17 protein-coding genes are annotated in these 15,899 nt (G+C 37.9%); 15 read left to right on the top strand and 2 right to left on the bottom strand.

Features of this window, described 5'->3' with window-relative positions; genetic code table 11:
* Nucleotides 1-52: 52 nt before the first annotated feature.
* Nucleotides 53-760 (bottom strand): iron-sulfur cluster repair di-iron protein, encoded by a 708-nt coding sequence (gene ric / locus ABC371_RS21505; RefSeq protein ID WP_412898664.1) that lies wholly within the window; start codon nt 758-760, stop codon nt 53-55.
* 454 nt (nt 761-1,214) lie between these two features.
* Here ric and ABC371_RS21500 point away from each other — a divergent pair, with 454 nt between their 5' ends.
* The 12 genes from ABC371_RS21500 to ABC371_RS21445 all read left to right on the top strand — a co-directional run bounded on the left by ABC371_RS21500 (nt 1,215) and on the right by ABC371_RS21445 (nt 13,056).
* The gene (locus tag ABC371_RS21500) at nt 1,215-2,483 is read left to right on the top strand and encodes a molybdopterin molybdotransferase MoeA (protein ID WP_412899419.1); all 1,269 of its coding nucleotides are present in this window, start codon (nt 1,215-1,217) and stop codon (nt 2,481-2,483) included.
* Nucleotides 2,468-2,977, top strand: a complete 510-nt coding sequence (gene mobB, locus ABC371_RS21495) for a molybdopterin-guanine dinucleotide biosynthesis protein B (RefSeq protein ID WP_412899418.1) — start codon at nt 2,468-2,470, stop codon at nt 2,975-2,977. Before ABC371_RS21500 ends, mobB begins: the two co-directional genes overlap by 16 nt.
* Nucleotides 2,974-3,447, top strand: coding sequence for a molybdenum cofactor biosynthesis protein MoaE (locus ABC371_RS21490; RefSeq protein WP_412898663.1), 474 nt, complete (start codon nt 2,974-2,976; stop codon nt 3,445-3,447). The genes mobB and ABC371_RS21490 overlap by 4 nt, the downstream gene beginning before the upstream one ends.
* Nucleotides 3,444-3,677 (top strand): molybdopterin converting factor subunit 1, encoded by a 234-nt coding sequence (moaD, locus tag ABC371_RS21485; protein WP_412898662.1) that lies wholly within the window; start codon nt 3,444-3,446, stop codon nt 3,675-3,677. Before ABC371_RS21490 ends, moaD begins: the two co-directional genes overlap by 4 nt.
* 139 nt (nt 3,678-3,816) lie before the next feature.
* On the top strand, nt 3,817-4,857 hold the full coding sequence (gene argC, locus ABC371_RS21480) for an N-acetyl-gamma-glutamyl-phosphate reductase (protein WP_412898661.1): 1,041 nt from the start codon (nt 3,817-3,819) through the stop codon (nt 4,855-4,857).
* Nucleotides 4,858-4,874: 17 nt separating this feature from the next.
* A complete protein-coding gene (gene argJ, locus ABC371_RS21475; protein WP_412898660.1) occupies nt 4,875-6,104 on the top strand; it encodes a bifunctional ornithine acetyltransferase/N-acetylglutamate synthase in 1,230 nt (409 codons plus the stop codon).
* An 11-nt stretch (nt 6,105-6,115) separates the two neighbouring features.
* Nucleotides 6,116-6,892 (top strand): acetylglutamate kinase, encoded by a 777-nt coding sequence (argB, locus tag ABC371_RS21470; protein ID WP_412898659.1) that lies wholly within the window; start codon nt 6,116-6,118, stop codon nt 6,890-6,892.
* Entirely contained in the window at nt 6,892-8,043 is a 1,152-nt protein-coding gene (gene argD, locus ABC371_RS21465; protein WP_412898658.1) for an acetylornithine transaminase, read from the top strand. The genes argB and argD overlap by 1 nt, the downstream gene beginning before the upstream one ends.
* A gap of 110 nt (nt 8,044-8,153) precedes the next feature.
* Nucleotides 8,154-8,582 (top strand): carbamoyl-phosphate synthase domain-containing protein, encoded by a 429-nt coding sequence (locus ABC371_RS21460; RefSeq protein WP_412898657.1) that lies wholly within the window; start codon nt 8,154-8,156, stop codon nt 8,580-8,582.
* Between the two features lie 60 nt (nt 8,583-8,642).
* Nucleotides 8,643-11,768: a carbamoyl-phosphate synthase (glutamine-hydrolyzing) large subunit gene (gene carB, locus ABC371_RS21455; RefSeq protein ID WP_412898656.1), complete on the top strand. Its 3,126-nt coding sequence runs from the start codon at nt 8,643-8,645 to the stop codon at nt 11,766-11,768.
* Nucleotides 11,765-12,724: an ornithine carbamoyltransferase gene (argF, locus tag ABC371_RS21450; protein WP_412898655.1), complete on the top strand. Its 960-nt coding sequence runs from the start codon at nt 11,765-11,767 to the stop codon at nt 12,722-12,724. The genes carB and argF overlap by 4 nt, the downstream gene beginning before the upstream one ends.
* Before the next feature lie 152 nt (nt 12,725-12,876).
* Nucleotides 12,877-13,056: a YjzC family protein gene (locus ABC371_RS21445; RefSeq protein ID WP_412899417.1), complete on the top strand. Its 180-nt coding sequence runs from the start codon at nt 12,877-12,879 to the stop codon at nt 13,054-13,056.
* A 36-nt stretch (nt 13,057-13,092) separates the two neighbouring features.
* Here ABC371_RS21445 and ABC371_RS21440 read toward each other — a convergent pair whose 3' ends face one another.
* The gene (locus ABC371_RS21440) at nt 13,093-13,281 is read right to left on the bottom strand and encodes a YjzD family protein (RefSeq protein WP_412898654.1); all 189 of its coding nucleotides are present in this window, start codon (nt 13,279-13,281) and stop codon (nt 13,093-13,095) included.
* 152 nt (nt 13,282-13,433) lie between these two features.
* On the opposite strand from ABC371_RS21440, the gene ABC371_RS21435 reads away from it, so the two are divergent.
* From ABC371_RS21435 to ABC371_RS21425, 3 genes are all read left to right on the top strand, one after another.
* Entirely contained in the window at nt 13,434-14,165 is a 732-nt protein-coding gene (locus tag ABC371_RS21435; RefSeq protein WP_412898653.1) for an alpha/beta hydrolase, read from the top strand.
* A gap of 89 nt (nt 14,166-14,254) precedes the next feature.
* Nucleotides 14,255-14,821, top strand: coding sequence for a hypothetical protein (locus tag ABC371_RS21430; RefSeq protein ID WP_412898652.1), 567 nt, complete (start codon nt 14,255-14,257; stop codon nt 14,819-14,821).
* 89 nt (nt 14,822-14,910) lie between these two features.
* A complete protein-coding gene (locus ABC371_RS21425) occupies nt 14,911-15,867 on the top strand; it encodes a BMP family ABC transporter substrate-binding protein (protein ID WP_412898651.1) in 957 nt (318 codons plus the stop codon).
* Nucleotides 15,868-15,899 lie beyond the last annotated feature (32 nt).

Here is a 15,899-nt window from a genome sequence, read left to right as displayed (position 1 = left end):
AACCGCGATTATCGGATGAGAAATCGCGGCTTTTTTAATCTTTTTGAATGAATTAATTTCCTGCTGCTGCTCTTGGGAATAGGATGTTATTTTCTAAATGAATATGCTGGAATAGATCTGCCTCAAGTGCTTCAAGACGTTGGTAGACTAAACGATATGTGCCACATGCACCAATTGGTGGTTGGAAGTCATTTGTAATGTCTCGGATTTCTTTAATAATAGCTCCAGCCTCGTCATGTTCACCTTCTAGTTCTGTTACATGTTTTTTCACTAGTTCATGGTTTTCGGGAGTTTGCTCGTTTTCAAATTTGATAATAAGAGGGAATGACTCTGATTCCTCCTTAATTGTATGCTGTTCAAGCTCAACCTTTAATTGATTAAACAGTGAGTGTACTCTTGCTAGATGTGGATGATTGCCTCCATGTACTCTTAAAACCTTTGTTACATATGGGCTAAGTTGCGGAAGCTCTTCATTTAAATAACGATGATGTTTATTTACAATATGGTCAATTAATTCAGAATAGCTTGCAGCCTTCCAATCCACTGTTTTTTCATTTAAATCCTTCACTTCTTGATAAAGTGTATTCAATTTTGACAAAACCTCATCTTTGGAGAGGTTTCTTTCTTCTATAGCATCTATAAGTGGTCGATTACCACCACAGCAAAAGTCAATTCGAAGTTTTTTGAAAAGGTCCCCAGCTTTCGGAAACTCAGTTACAATTTCTCCAATGATATGTTGTTCTGTAAAAGTTTGTTCCATGACTTTACCTCCTATTTAGTAAACTACTTATAGAATAGCTGTTATAAAGGAAGAATGAGGTGATACGTATCACACATTTGTAGAAAAACGTCATAAATTATGATAAAAGTGACGAGCATCACAGGTTAAAAGGACGTAAGTTTGGTACCATAAAGCCAAATACAGATTGCTACAGGGAGATGTCTTAACGATGTTTAATCGTAAACAATATATTGCAGTTCTGAAAAAGAAAAAGGTATATTCATAGGATGTTATGTAAGAAATTTCGACTCCAAAAGAATTATTTGATAATGCGAACGATTTAATTAATCAACATATTACAGACGCCAAAGTTGTCGACGATAAACTTGAAGAAGGAATCGTTCAGCTTAATGAAGTGACAGCAATAAAGTAGTGGTTTTTTCTAATTTATACTACAATAGGAAAAAAGTAGATAAAAAGTGAGTGAAAAATGATGGTTGAAAGAAGAACACCCATACCCGTTCCAGAAGCGGTGTCACGAGTAATGGAATTTGCGGGTATAGGGACAAAGGAAATAGTATCGCTTGAAGCTAGTTATGGACGATTTTTAGCGGAGGATGTAATTGCTGATCATGATGTTCCACATTTTGATCGGTCACCATATGATGGGTTTGCTGTTCGTGCAATGGATACAACAAATGCGGGGCTACAAAATCCAATCGAATTTGAAGTGATTGAAGAAATTGGAGCCGGGTCTGTTGCAACCAAAAGGGTCGAGGCTTTTCAAGCAGTTCGAATCATGACGGGTGCAGCGATGCCAACAGAATGTGATGCAGTTGTCATGCTTGAATTGACAACTGAATATGAACGTGATGGCAGAAAGTATATGGCTATAAAGCGCCCTTTTAAGTCTGGTGACAATGTATCGTTTCAAGGTGAAGATACAAAAAAAGGTTCAGTCCTAGTGGAAAAAGGTGTTTTTATAAATCCAGGCGTCAAAGCACTTTTAGCTACTTTTGGCTACCATCAGGTAGAAGTTGCTAAGAAACCAGTTGTCGGTATTTATGCTACCGGGACAGAATTGCTTGATGTCCATGAGGAACTTGCACCTGGAAAGATTCGAAATAGCAATGCCTATATGATAAGTGCACAAATTGAAAGAGCGGGTGCGGAACCAAAGTATTTCGGAAAACTCCCAGATGAGTTTGAGCTTTGCTTTGAGGCAATCAAAAATGCAATCGATGAAGTGGATATCTTAATTACAACCGGCGGAGTTTCTGTCGGGGATTATGATTACCTTCCAGCCATTTATGAAAAATTAGGTGCAGAAGTCTTATTTAATAAAATCGCAATGAGACCGGGAAGTGTAACTACTGTTGCACAGCTAAATGGTAAGTTATTGTTTGGATTATCTGGAAATCCTTCTGCTTGTTATGTTGGCTTTGAATTATTCGTCAGACCGGTAGTGCGGACGAGATTATTTTCTACCTACCCTCATCTTTTAAAATTGAAAGCAGTGCTAGGTGCTGACTTCCCAAAACCAAATCCATTCACAAGATTTGTAAGAAGTAAAATCAGTTTTTCTGATAGAAAACTTGTAGTGGCGCCAAGCGGTCTAGATAAATCAAATGTCGTATCCTCACTAGCAGGAGCAAATGCATTTATGGTTTTACCAGGTGGAACGCGCGGATTTGGCATAGGTGATGAAGTAGACGTATTGTACCTAGAGGACCAGGAAGGAAGTAGCTGGCCTTGGAAATAAGGTTTCCACTTCTCCAAGTCGTCGGGTATCAAAATAGTGGGAAAACGACACTAGTTGAAAAGATCGTAAAAAAAGGTACCGATTTCGGTTATCATATTGCTACCATTAAGCATCATGGACATCAAAGTAGCTTACAAAGTATTCATCAAGAAAAAGATTCTTCCCGCCACTTTAAAGCAGGAGCGTCTGCAACAATCGTAGAGGGTGGGGGAAGTATGCAGCTTGAAGCGAAGACTTCCAAATGGACACTCGCGAAGCTAATTCAGCTTTACGCGTTTTTTGAAAATGATATGATAGTAATTGAAGGATATAAAAACGCAGAATATCCTAAAATCGTCTTAATTAAAAGGGAAGAGGATATGGAACTGCTAACTTTGTTAACAAATATCGTGGCAGTTATAACCTGGATACCGATTCAAACCAAGTTTCCTCTTTTTCTTATAAACGAAGAAGAGAACTATTTAAACTGGATTTTTAGTGAGGTACATCAATGAATAATAATGAATTATTTACAATTACGAATGAGCCGATTCAGGTTGAAGAGGTCACGAATAAGGTCATTCGACGAGAAGCTGGCGCAGTTACGACCTTTATTGGAACAGTTCGTGAATTTACGAAGGGGAGGAGAACCCTTTATTTAGAATATGATGCGTATATTTCAATGGCAGAAAAAAAGCTTGCTCAAATTGGTGAAGAAATTTCGGTAAGATGGCCTGAAGCGAAAACGGCTATTACCCACCGAATTGGACGTTTGGATATTTCTGAAGCAGCAGTCGTCATTGCAGTTTCCACACCACATCGTAAGGATGCCTATGCAGCAAATGAATATGCAATCGAACGTATAAAACAAATCGTCCCTATCTGGAAAAAAGAACATTGGGAAGACGGGGAAATGTGGATTGGAGATCAATTAGAAACGAAACAATATGCAACTGGCCGTCCTGAAGAGGAGGATTTAAAATGATTACGGTTTTATTTTTTGCCCATTTACAGGAAATGGCGGGAACTGAAAGGCTCTCGATACATGCAGATCAAATAACGATTTCATCGCTCAAAGAGAAGCTTGCTAATGAAAATGGTTTAAAAAATCTTGATCAAATCATGTTTGCCATAAATGAAGAGTATGCATTAGATGATGATATTGTAAAAGCAGGAGATACTGTGGCTTTGATTCCACCAGTAAGTGGAGGTTGATTTTAAAATCAACTTCACTTACTGGTGTTTTTTTGAATAAAAAAATCAGACTTTTTATAAAAATACAATTGATTTAATTTTTATACACATTTATAATGATACATATTCAAATATTAATAAAAATAATGAGGTGGATATTTTGAAAGCGGCAATTATAGGGGTTACGGGTTATGGCGGAATTGAATTACTACGATTATTGGCAAACCACCCATCTATAGATGTGCATTCCGTTCATACTTCGTCACAGACAGGGATGAGGCTTTCAGAGGTCTACCCACATGTTACGAATCTTGTAAATCATTCATTAGAAGAAATTGATGTTCCCAAAATAGCCAATGAAGTGGACGTTGTTTTTCTTTCAACACCATCAGGAGTTTCAACAACCATTGTGCCTAAGTTGCTGAATGAAAATGTGAAAATAATTGACCTTTCGGGGGATTATCGTTTAAAAAATCCAAGTGTATATGAACAATGGTATAAGAAGCCAGCTGCTTCACAGGAGGATTTAAACAAAGCTACATATGGTTTGCCAGAATGGTATAAAGAAGAAATTCAGAATAGTAGGTTTATTTCAAATCCAGGCTGCTATCCAACGGCAACTGTTCTAGGGTTAGCACCGATCATTAAAAATGAATTAATTGATGAAAAGTCAATTGTAATTGATGCAAAATCTGGTATCTCTGGAGCTGGAAAAAGTCCTTCAAGAACCACCCATTTTGCTGAAAGTAATGATAACTTTTCAATCTATAAAGTGAATCAGCATCAACATATTCCTGAAATTGAACAAGTGATTCAAGGCTGGGACGATTCAATTCCATATGTAACATTTAGTACTCATTTGGTCCCAATGACTAGAGGAATCATGTCAACGATGTACATTAATAGTACAGTAGATTCACTTTCATTAGAGCAGCTATATGAATTATATAAGGAATGTTATCAAGATTCACCATTTGTAAGAATCAGAGAAAAGGGTACCTTCCCTGCTACAAAAGAAGTCTATGGCACAAATTATTGTGATATTGGCCTTGCATTTGATAAAAGAACAAACCGGATAACCGTGGTTTCAGTAATCGATAACTTAGTAAAGGGAGCTGCTGGTCAGGCAATCCAAAACGCGAATATCATGTTTGATTTAGATGAAAAAACTGGGTTACATTACGTCCCATTATTCCCATAGAAAAGGAGTGACTTTGCATGATCGATATGAAGGAATTTCAAATTTCAAAAGTAGAAGAGGGGTCTGTTGTGACTCCTCTAGGATTTAAATCAGCAGGTGTCCATGCCGGATTACGTTATTCAAAGAAGGATTTAGGGGCAATTGTGTGTGATGTTCCGGCGAACTGTGCAGCCGTATATACGCAAAGTCATTTTCAAGCTCCTCCTTTAAAGGTGACAAAAGAAAGTATTGCTGTAGAAAATAAACTACAAGCAGTTGTCATTAATAGCGCTTGTGCGAATGCATGTACAGGTGAACAGGGTTTACTAGATGCATATGAAATGAGAGCTGAATCAGCTGCTCATTTTGGAATCGAAGATCACTTAGTCGCGGTTGCTTCAACAGGTGTAATTGGGGAACTCCTACAGATGGATAAAATTAAAGCAGGGATCAAACAACTTGAGCCAACTAATACAGCAGAAGCTGCTAGTGACTTTCAAACAGCGATTTTAACAACAGATTTAGTAATGAAAAAAGCATGTTATCAAACAACAATTGATGGAAAGAAAATTACCATTGGTGGAGCAGCAAAGGGTTCAGGGATGATTCATCCAAACATGGCGACGATGCTTGGCTTTGTAACAACAGATGCAAGCATTGATTCGGATTCCCTCCAAGCAGCGATGAAAGCTGTCACTGATGTAACATTTAACCAAATCACAGTAGATGGTGAAACTTCAACAAATGACATGGTATTGGTAATGGCAAGTGGGTTAGCAGAAAATAATCAACTTTCACCAGAACATCCAGAATGGGATTCATTTGTGTCAGCCCTTCAGTCTACTTTCGAAGACCTTGCAAAGCAAATTGCAAAGGATGGAGAAGGCGCTACAAAACTTGTAGAGGTCAATGTAACAGGTGCTTTATCTGATGTTGATGCGCGTATTGTTGCTAAAAAGATTGTAGGATCAAACCTTGTTAAAACAGCAGTCTACGGAGCAGATGCGAATTGGGGAAGAATTATTGGGGCGATTGGTCATAGTGTAGCAACTGTGAATCCGGATGTTGTCGATATCTCAATTGGCTCCATTCAAATGCTAAAAGGAAGCCAACCAGTGGTTTTCTCAGAAGAACTTGCAAAACAGTATCTTGAAGGAACAGATATTGTCATACATGTTGACCTCCATCTTGGAAATGGTAACGGAACGGCTTGGGGCTGTGACTTAACCTATGATTATATCAAAATTAATGCAAGCTACCGCACGTGAGGAGACTAGAAATGGAGACAATTGTTATCAAATGTGGAGGAAGCATTTTAGCTCAGCTGTCAGACTCATTTTTTAATAGTTTAAAAGAATTAAAGGCAAGTGGTTATAGTGTCGTAGTTGTTCATGGGGGTGGACCGGAGATTGGTCAGACACTCACCTCTTTGAAAATACAAAGTGAATTTGTGAATGGGTTGAGGAAGACAACAAAGGAAGTCCTTGATGTCGTTGAAATGGTATTATCCGGGACAGTAAATAAAAAAGTAGTCGTTGAACTAGAGAAAGCAGGGATCCCTGCAGTAGGCTTATCTGGTTGTGACGCACAACTAATAAAAGCTAAACCTTTAGATTTTGAGCAATTAGGGTTTGTCGGTGAGGTTGAACAAGTCAATGTTTCGTTCCTGGAATTTCTATTATCTCAAAATTATGTTCCAGTCATCTCACCAATGGGGTTTGATGAGAAGTATACAAAATACAATATCAATGCAGATACTGCAGCAGCAAGTGTTGCTACAGCATTAAAGGCAGAGCATTTACTATTCGTTACAGACGTAGATGGAATTAAAAAAGATGGTGAAGTTCTACCTTCACTCTCAACAGATTCCGTTCTTACACTGATCGAAGAGGGAACCATCTACGGTGGAATGATTCCAAAGGTGAAAGCCGCTCTCTCTGCTCTTAATGATGGGGGAATAAACGAAATCATTATCATCAATGGAAAAGGTTCATTGTTAACAATGGACGGAACTTTAAAAGGAACAAAAATCGTAAAAGAACTTGAGGTGGTTTAATGGATGCACTATTTCCAACCTATGCGAGATGGGATTTGACGGTTGAATCAGCAGAAGGTGCGATCATTGTAGATAATACAGGGAAAAAATATTTAGATTTTGTCTCTGGAATCGCAGTTTGTAATCTCGGACATCGCCATCCGGCTGTAATTGACGCCGTGGAAGATCAACTAAAGAAATATTGGCATGTATCAAATTTATTTAAATCTGATATTCAACAAGAAGTAGCCGGGAAGCTTGTAGAGAATTCAGAACTGGATGCCGTTTTCTTCTGTAACAGTGGTGCCGAGGCAAATGAAGCAGCATTAAAGCTTGCCCGTAAATATACACAAAAGTCAAAGGTCATTACGTTTAACCAATCCTTCCATGGCAGAACATTCGGAACGATGGCAGCAACTGGGCAAGACAAGATTCATTCAGGATTTGGACCACTTTTACAGGAATTTGTCTATCTTCCTTACAATGATTGTGAAGCATTAGAGGAAGCAATGGATGATTCGGTCGCAGCTGTAATGGTTGAAGTTGTTCAAGGAGAAGGTGGAGTCGTACCTGGTACTGAAACGTTTTTAAAAAAGATTCAAGAACTTTGTGAGAAGACTGGGGCACTTTTCATTATTGATGAGGTTCAAACAGGGATTGGTCGAACAGGCCTAGCGTTTGCTCATCAGCATTTCAATCTATCTCCTGATATTATCACTTTAGCAAAAGGTTTAGGAAGCGGTCTTCCTGTTGGTGCCATGCTTGGAAAGGAAAAGCTGAAGGAAGCATTTGGTCCTGGCTCACATGGTTCTACATTTGGCGGCAATCCAATTTCATTAGCTGCAGCCAAAGCAACATTATCCATTATTTTTCAAGATGAATTTTTAGCAGAGGTTGAGAAAAAAGGAGTTTATTTAAAAGATGAGCTATCAAAAGCTCTACTCGATCAAGATGTAGTAACTGAGATTCGCGGAAGTGGATTAATGATTGGAATTGCTTGTAAAGCTGAAGTCGCAGATTACATTACAAAACTTCGCGAAAATGGATTGTTAGTTCTTCAAGCTGGACCAAATGTTATTAGGTTATTGCCACCATTAACAGTAACTTACGAAGAAATTGATGAAGCGATTAAGATGATTAAAGAAAGCCTTGTCGCGGAGTACATTTCTTAATCTTTATCTGGAAGTTAGCATTGTTCTACCGAACTAGTCATACAATGAATTTTTTTGAATAAATTTGTATAAAAATACGACTACTCAAATAAAAATACGAGGTGAATCAGATGAAGGGATATCTACACTTAGCGAATGGTGAAAGCTTTGAAGGTACTATTTTCGAGAATAGCTCAAATACAACGGCTGAAAGTGGAATCGGATTCTATACAGGGATGACCGGCTATCAGGACGTTATCACCGATCCTTCCAATAAAGATCAAATCATTGTTTTCACATACCCTCTCATCGGTAATTGCGGAATTAATGAGTTTGAATTTAACACGAAGCCCGAGGTTGCAGGGGTCATAGTTTATGAAACGAAGGATACCCATTCCCATTATAATGGGAAGTACTCGCTTACTCAGTATTTAAAGAAGTGGAATATTCCATTGCTCTCACATGTCGATACACGAGCAGTTGTGAAAAGGATACGAGACAATAAGACAGAAAAGGCAGTCATTAGTAAGCAATCTGTTTTAGCGGGAGTATTGAATTAAGTTACTAAAGGTGAAAGGTACAGAATTTTATACAAACAGAAGGTTAGGGGAGAAAAGTTTATGCCTAAAGATCATTCAATTCAATCAATATTGGTAATTGGCTCAGGTCCTATTGTAATCGGGCAGGCTGCAGAATTTGATTATTCTGGAACACAAGGCTGTAGGGCATTGCGGGAAGAAGGCTACAAAGTTATTTTGGTGAATAACAATCCTGCAACCATCATGACCGATGAAGTCAATGCGGATGTTGTGTATTTTGAGCCACTTACAGTTGAAAGCATCGAGAAAATCATTGCAAAAGAACGTCCAGATGGATTACTTGCAACCTTGGGTGGTCAAACAGGCTTAAATTTAGCTTTTAGCTTACATGAACATGGAATTTTAGATAAATATAATGTGAAAGTTCTTGGGACATCGATTGATTCCATTAAAAAGGGAGAGGACCGAGAGGCTTTTCGAAGCTCAATGAATGAATTAAATGAACCAGTCCCTGACAGTGAAATTGTCACAACAGTTGAGGAAGCTATTGCCTTTGTACAAAGAGTAGGATTTCCAGTCATTATTCGTCCGGCATATACATTGGGGGGAACAGGAGGAGGCATTGCCCACGATCAGCAACAATTGATTCAGCTTTCTAAAAATGGCTTGTCCGAAAGCCCAATTACTCAATGTTTGATCGAAAAAAGCATTGCTGGATATAAAGAAATTGAATATGAGGTTATGCGTGACCAAAATGGAACTTGTATTACGATTTGTAATATGGAGAACGTTGACCCGGTTGGCATTCATACAGGGGATTCGATCGTTGTAGCACCGTCGCAGACCTTAACAGATGATGAATTCAAAATGCTTCAGACTTCATCGGCAAAAATAATCACTGCTTTAGGTATTGTTGGTGGATGTAATATTCAATTTGCCTTGGATCCCTATAGTAAAAACTACTATCTGATTGAGGTAAATCCGCGCGTAAGTCGTTCATCAGCACTTGCATCAAAAGCAACCGGCTATCCGATCGCAAAAATAACAGCTAAACTTGCTGTCGGCTATACATTAGATGAATTAATCAACCCGATAACAGGTAACACATTTGCTAGCGCTGACCCTGCATTAGATTATGTGGTCGTGAAATTTCCGCGCTTTCCATTTGATAAATTCACGGATGTTCCAAATGTACTTGGTACACAAATGAAAGCAACTGGAGAAGTCATGTCACTTGACGTGAACCTAGAAGGTGCCATCCAAAAAGCAATTCATTCATTAGAGGGAGAAAACGAGAGCTTACACTTACCTAAATTAGCAAGCATTTCAGCTGTCGAGCTCAACCATCTCGTTGAAACGGGCAGTGAAAATCGCTTTTTTGCGATACTAGAATTATTTAGAAGAGGAACTACTGTAGAGGAAATTCATAGAATCTCAACAATTGATTCATTCTTCCTTCACATTTTCAAAGAATTAGTGAAAAATGAGGATGAGATTAGCCGAACATCAGTCCATGAATTCTCAAGTGAATTCATGCAAAAGATAAAGGAAAAAGGCTTTACTGACCAATATATTGCTTACCTCTGTGGTGAGGAAGAAATGACGATTCGGACCAAACGTAAGGAACTTGGTATTCTTCCTAGCTATAAAAGTGTTGATACATGTGCGGGTGCGTTCGCATCGAAGTCGTCTTATTATTACTCAAGCTATTTTGGAGAAAATGAAACTCAAGGTTCTTCGAAACAAAAGGTATTAATTCTCGGCTCAGGACCGATTCGAATTGGGCAGGGAATTGAATTTGACTACAGTTCTGTTCATGGAATTTTCGCCTTACAAGAGGAAGGCTATGAGACGATTTTACTGAATAATAATCCTGAAACAGTCAGTACCGATCATGAAATTGCAGACAAATTGTATTTTGAACCATTAACATTTGAACATGTGTTAAATGTAATTGAAGCAGAAAAAGTGAATCAGGTAATCGTACAATTTGGGGGTCAAACAGCCATTAATCTTGCACAACGATTAGAGGCAGCAGGTGTATCGATTGTGGGAATTACCCACGACGTCATTGACCAACTTGAAGACCGCGACCGTTTTTATAAGCTATTAGAGAAGGTGAATATCAAACATATTCCTGGCGAAATTGCTGACAACACGCAAGAATTACTGGGAAAATCGTCTGAGATCGGATATCCTGTGTTAATTCGTCCTTCCTATGTAATTGGTGGGAAAGGGATGGTTGTCATCAATGACGAGGGGGACCTTACATCCTTTGTCAAGGAGATTTCAAATGAATCATTTCCACTCCTTATTGATGCATATGTTCCTGGTTTAGAAATCGAAATTGATTTACTTTCTGATGGGAACGAAATTCTCATTCCTACCATTGTTGAGCATATAGAAAAAGCGGGAGTTCACTCAGGCGATAGTCATGCGATTATGCCAGCTGTTTCATTATCAGAAGAAAACAAGAAAACTGTTGTAGACTACGCAGAAAAAATTGTTCGTGAACTACAGTTTAAAGGGATCATGAATATCCAATTTGTTGTGAGTGACAATCAAATATTCGTCCTTGAAGTGAACCCACGCGCTAGTCGTACAGTTCCCGTTATTAGTAAAATAACAGGAATTCCAATGGCACAGCTAGCTTCAAAACTTGTACTTGGAAAGTCATTACAAGAGGTTTCATCACAAACTGGCCTTTTACCTGATTTACCTTACTTTACTGTAAAATATCCAGTTTTCTCTACTTATAAACTGCTTGGTGACCCAACGGTTGGACCGGAAATGAAATCAACTGGGGAAGGAATCAGTATTGCAGAAACGATTGATGAGGCCTTAACAAAAGTGTTCCATAGCTATATATTATCGAAAAAAGATGCAGACGAAATTGTCTTCGATACAGAACTTATCCCTTCAGAAATAGTGAAAGTGGCTGAAGAAATTGGATTAAACGTTTATGCCGCAAATGACATTTCAGATTGGGTCAAGAGTGATAAGGCTTTAGCATTTGTAAGTCTAAATAAAGATGAAAATTCAAAAAAGAATAAAATAAAAGCAAGTCAACAGCGAATTCATGTATTTACGGAAATAGAGACTCTACAGGCATTTTTAAAAGGATTTCAAGATAACCACTTTACAGTCATGTCGATTCAAGAACGTAGAGGAATATTCAAAAATGAGAAAGAAGTGATTGTCAAATGACTAGTACGTTAAAACATAATTTAAGTAAGGCGTTAAAAGGAAAGGATTTACTCACTCTCCTTGATTTAACGCAGGAAGATATTATCGCTTTATTAGATTCAGCCATTGAAATCAAGCAAAAGCATAAAAATGGGGAAGATACTGCTTATTTAAAAGGGAAAACATTGGCAATGATTTTTGAAAAGCATTCAACCCGCACAAGAGTTTCTTTTGAAGCCGGAATGCTTCAGTTGGGGGGAAATGCCATCTACCTCAATAGTAATGATATGCAACTAGGAAGAGGGGAATCAATTGCAGATACCGCAATGGTTTTATCTGAGTATGTGGATGCAATCATGATTCGTACATTTGAACATGAAAAAATTGAAGAACTTGCGGAGTTCGCAAGTATTCCGGTCATTAATGGCTTAACAGAAGATTTTCATCCATGCCAAGCGTTAGCTGATTTACTTACGATATATGAACGAAATAAATCCTTTAAAGGGAACAAACTTGTCTATGTTGGAGACGGAAACAATGTAGCCCATTCTTTAATGATTGCTGCAGCAAAGGTTGGACTAGACTGCACGGTTGTTTGTCCGTCTCAATATGCGCCGAAAGCATTTATCGTAGAGAAAGCAAAAGAAATTGCAGAAGACACAAATGCAGTCATTGAAGTTAGCCATGACCCAGTCGAGGGTGTAAAGGGTGCAGATTTTATCTACACAGATGTTTGGGCAAGCATGGGCCAGGAACAGGAACAGCAAGAAAGAATGCAAGTTTTCATGCCTTATCAAGTTAATTCAGAACTCGTAAATGTAGCGAATGAAGATTATCTCTTCTTGCACTGTCTACCGGCTCATCGTGGTGAAGAAGTAACAGCCGAAGTGATCGATGGTCCACACTCTGTTGTCTTTGAACAAGCTGGGAATCGTCTGCACGCTCAAAAAGCCGTTTTAAAAGCAATAATGGAATAAATACATTAAATGGGTCAAGGGGACAGGTCCCTTGACCCACTGCTTTGCCTGGATGAGGAACTGTCCTTCCGTTCTACACTTGTGCTTTTAACATGAATTTAAGTGTGAGTGGGAATAGTAAGCTTGTAATACTATTCAAAAGGAGGATTATGATGGGGCAAAGTCATGAATTTCGTGCAGGGCAAAAAGCACCGAATAATGGGATTTATGTAGAGATCGGCGAAACTGGGGATATGGTGAAAAACCCAAAGAGCGTTAAATTAAGTGCTGGGGACCCATTCCCAGAAAACTCTAACGATAATCGTAAATGGACATATAAAAGAAAGCCGTGACAAACAAAAAAGACCCGAGTGGGTCTTTTTTGCATATTAATGATGTGGTTCCTCGACAGGCTCATTTGGAATAACAGAACCTAAAATAATGATTAAGGCTGTCACAATAACAGCTACGATTGAAGCTGTTTTAAATGAATATGTAGCTGCCTGCATTGATCCAATTACATATGAAGCCATTTGGATTAACAGGAATGTCCAGAAAAATGTCCAAAAATAACGCAAAATCTTCACCTCGTTAAGCAATATCTGTAATTAGTTTACCACAATTGACATCTGATAGAAAAGATATTTGTAGGCATTTCCCCCTTTCATCTTTATTATCAAAACATACAATAATCATGAAGGACGAAAATAAGGAGTAGGAGAAGGGGAACATGGTACAAAACAAACTTTTTTTTAAGCTCGACACGGAGTGGTCTGCTCTTCATTTGCCAAAACGTCCAAATGGCTTCGCTGTTTTAATCATCGGGGATTCAACAAATTTTGTAGAAGAGAACTCAAGCTTTTGGATTCAAAACTATGCAAGGTCTCAAATTCTAGAATATCTAAAAGATGAAGGATATACAGTATTTTATTCAAACTTATACGGTGCAAATTGGGGAAACCCAGATTCCGTTAAATTAGCCACACAGCTCTATCACATTATTATGAAACGAGAAATTTTAAATACACGCATTCATATTCTGGCGGAAGGAATGGGTGCTCTAACAGCCATGCATTTAAGCAAAAAACTAAATAAAGAAATTCGTTCTATGGCATTCCTTAATCCCTGCATTGATCTTATGGCACATATCGATAATGAAAGAAAAAATAAATTTTTTTATAAAAAACTGATTAAAGAAATTGCTCAAGCTTATCAACTTGACGAAAGGGAAGTTGAAACGAATATTGAAGAATTAGCACCAAGTAATAAATTACTTTTTACAAATATCCCGATCAAAATTTGGCGTAGTACAAATGAAAGAACATACACTCCTGAAATACACAGTAAGACATACCAAGGCATTAACGAGATGGTTACATTAAGCTATCATATTAGTGAAAATACCTATGCATTCAGCCGCTCTATTGGAAGCTTCTTCAAAGAAAATGAAAAGGAATTATAAAAAGTCTCTGTTTCTTTTGTTGGGATAGGGACTTTTTGTTTGTCAGCAAGCATACGATATTCTAATAAATTGTATAGGAGATGTTACAAGTGAAGAAGGTCATCCTATTCGACGCTTTCTCGTTTGTGGGGTATGGACTCTGCTGCAGAATGATTGAAAAGGAAATCCAAGTGATTGGAGTGGATGCAAACCCAAAGGAAAATAGCCCTGAAGAGGATAAAATGCTGCGCATTGGGCGTAATGCTTTTTTTGAATTTATTGAGTTTCCAAAAGCAATGGGGAACGAAAATATGTTCATGCAATCAGATGCCGTGATTTACCCATGGTATAACCCAAAGACATCGGAACGTAACGAAAATAAAGGGGAAAACCTTCAATCGGTGCTTGAATACTGTAATGATACAAAAACAAAACTGGTCCTAATATCTGCTCATACGTTACACAGGAATTCAAATGATGATTTAGAAGACGAACTTGACGACAACTGGTATTCCAAAATTAACATGGATAATAGTCTATGTGAACATCAAAAAGTACGAACAAAAAATATCCAGTTTTTGTTTACGTTCATTGATTTTTCAAATAAAGAATTAGAGGAAGCGATCAATAAAAAGAATGATCACGAAGAGTGGATTTTCCAAAACTTTTATGACTAGGCCTTTTTTTTCTTTCAAATTCCTTATAAGTACAATAGAATATAATTGGATGATTGATTTTGTTGTTGGTCTTTGGAGGAGTTGTAGTAATGAAAAAGCCGTTCAGGTGGATAACACTCTTGTTCCTATTAACCATGCTTGTATCTTGTGGACAAACAGATGTCAATACTGGGGTGAAAAAAGTAGGCTTACTTGTACCTGATACAATCGATGATCAAGTATGGGGTACTGAAGGATATAAGGGATTATTGCAAATAAAATCAAAATTTCATGTTGATGTCTTTTACAAAGAAGGAATTACCTCGGAAGCTTCGACACGAGCAGTTGTGGATGAATTTATCGATAAAGGCGTCAATTTAATATTTGGTCATGGTAGTGAATATGCTGAAATTTTTAATGAGATTTCAGATGATTACCCTGACGTCCGTTTTATTTTTTTTAATGGAGATACAAGAAAAGAGAATGTTACGAGCCTAAACTTTAAAGGGCATGCCATGGGCTTTTTTGGTGGTATGGTCGCTGGAGAAATGACGGAAGCGAATAAAGTCGGGATCATTGCTGCTTTTGAATGGCAACCTGAGATCAATGGATTTTATGAAGGTGTTTTATTTCAAAATGATGAAGTTGATGTAGATATTGGCTATGTTCAAAACTGGGATGACGATGAGAAGGCAATTTTAATCGCTGAAAAAATGATTGCTGATGGAGTAGATATTATTTACCCTGCTGGAGATGGGTACAATGTACCTGTAATAGAAAGGCTTAAAGAAGATGGCCTATATGCAATTGGCTATGTGTCAGACCAATCCGACTTAGGCAAAGAGACGGTGTATACAAGTACAGTGCAGCACATAGATCAACTCTATCTTTTAGTTACAAATAAATTTAATGAAGGCGAGCTCGCTTCTGGAACCCTTTATTTTGATTTTCAGGATGATGTGATTTCCATGGGTACCTTTAGTCCAAAGGTCGATAAAAAATTTATAGAAGAATTAACAGGGTATATTGAAGATTATAAAATAACAGGGGATCTTCCTTCAAAATAGAAGAGGCTATCACATGAGGTGATAGCTTCTTC

It is taken from the genome of Bacillus jepli (genome assembly GCF_047238305.1).
GTDB lineage: Bacteria > Bacillota > Bacilli > Bacillales > Bacillaceae_L > Ferdinandcohnia.
This window is presented reverse-complemented; position numbering and strand designations above follow the sequence as displayed.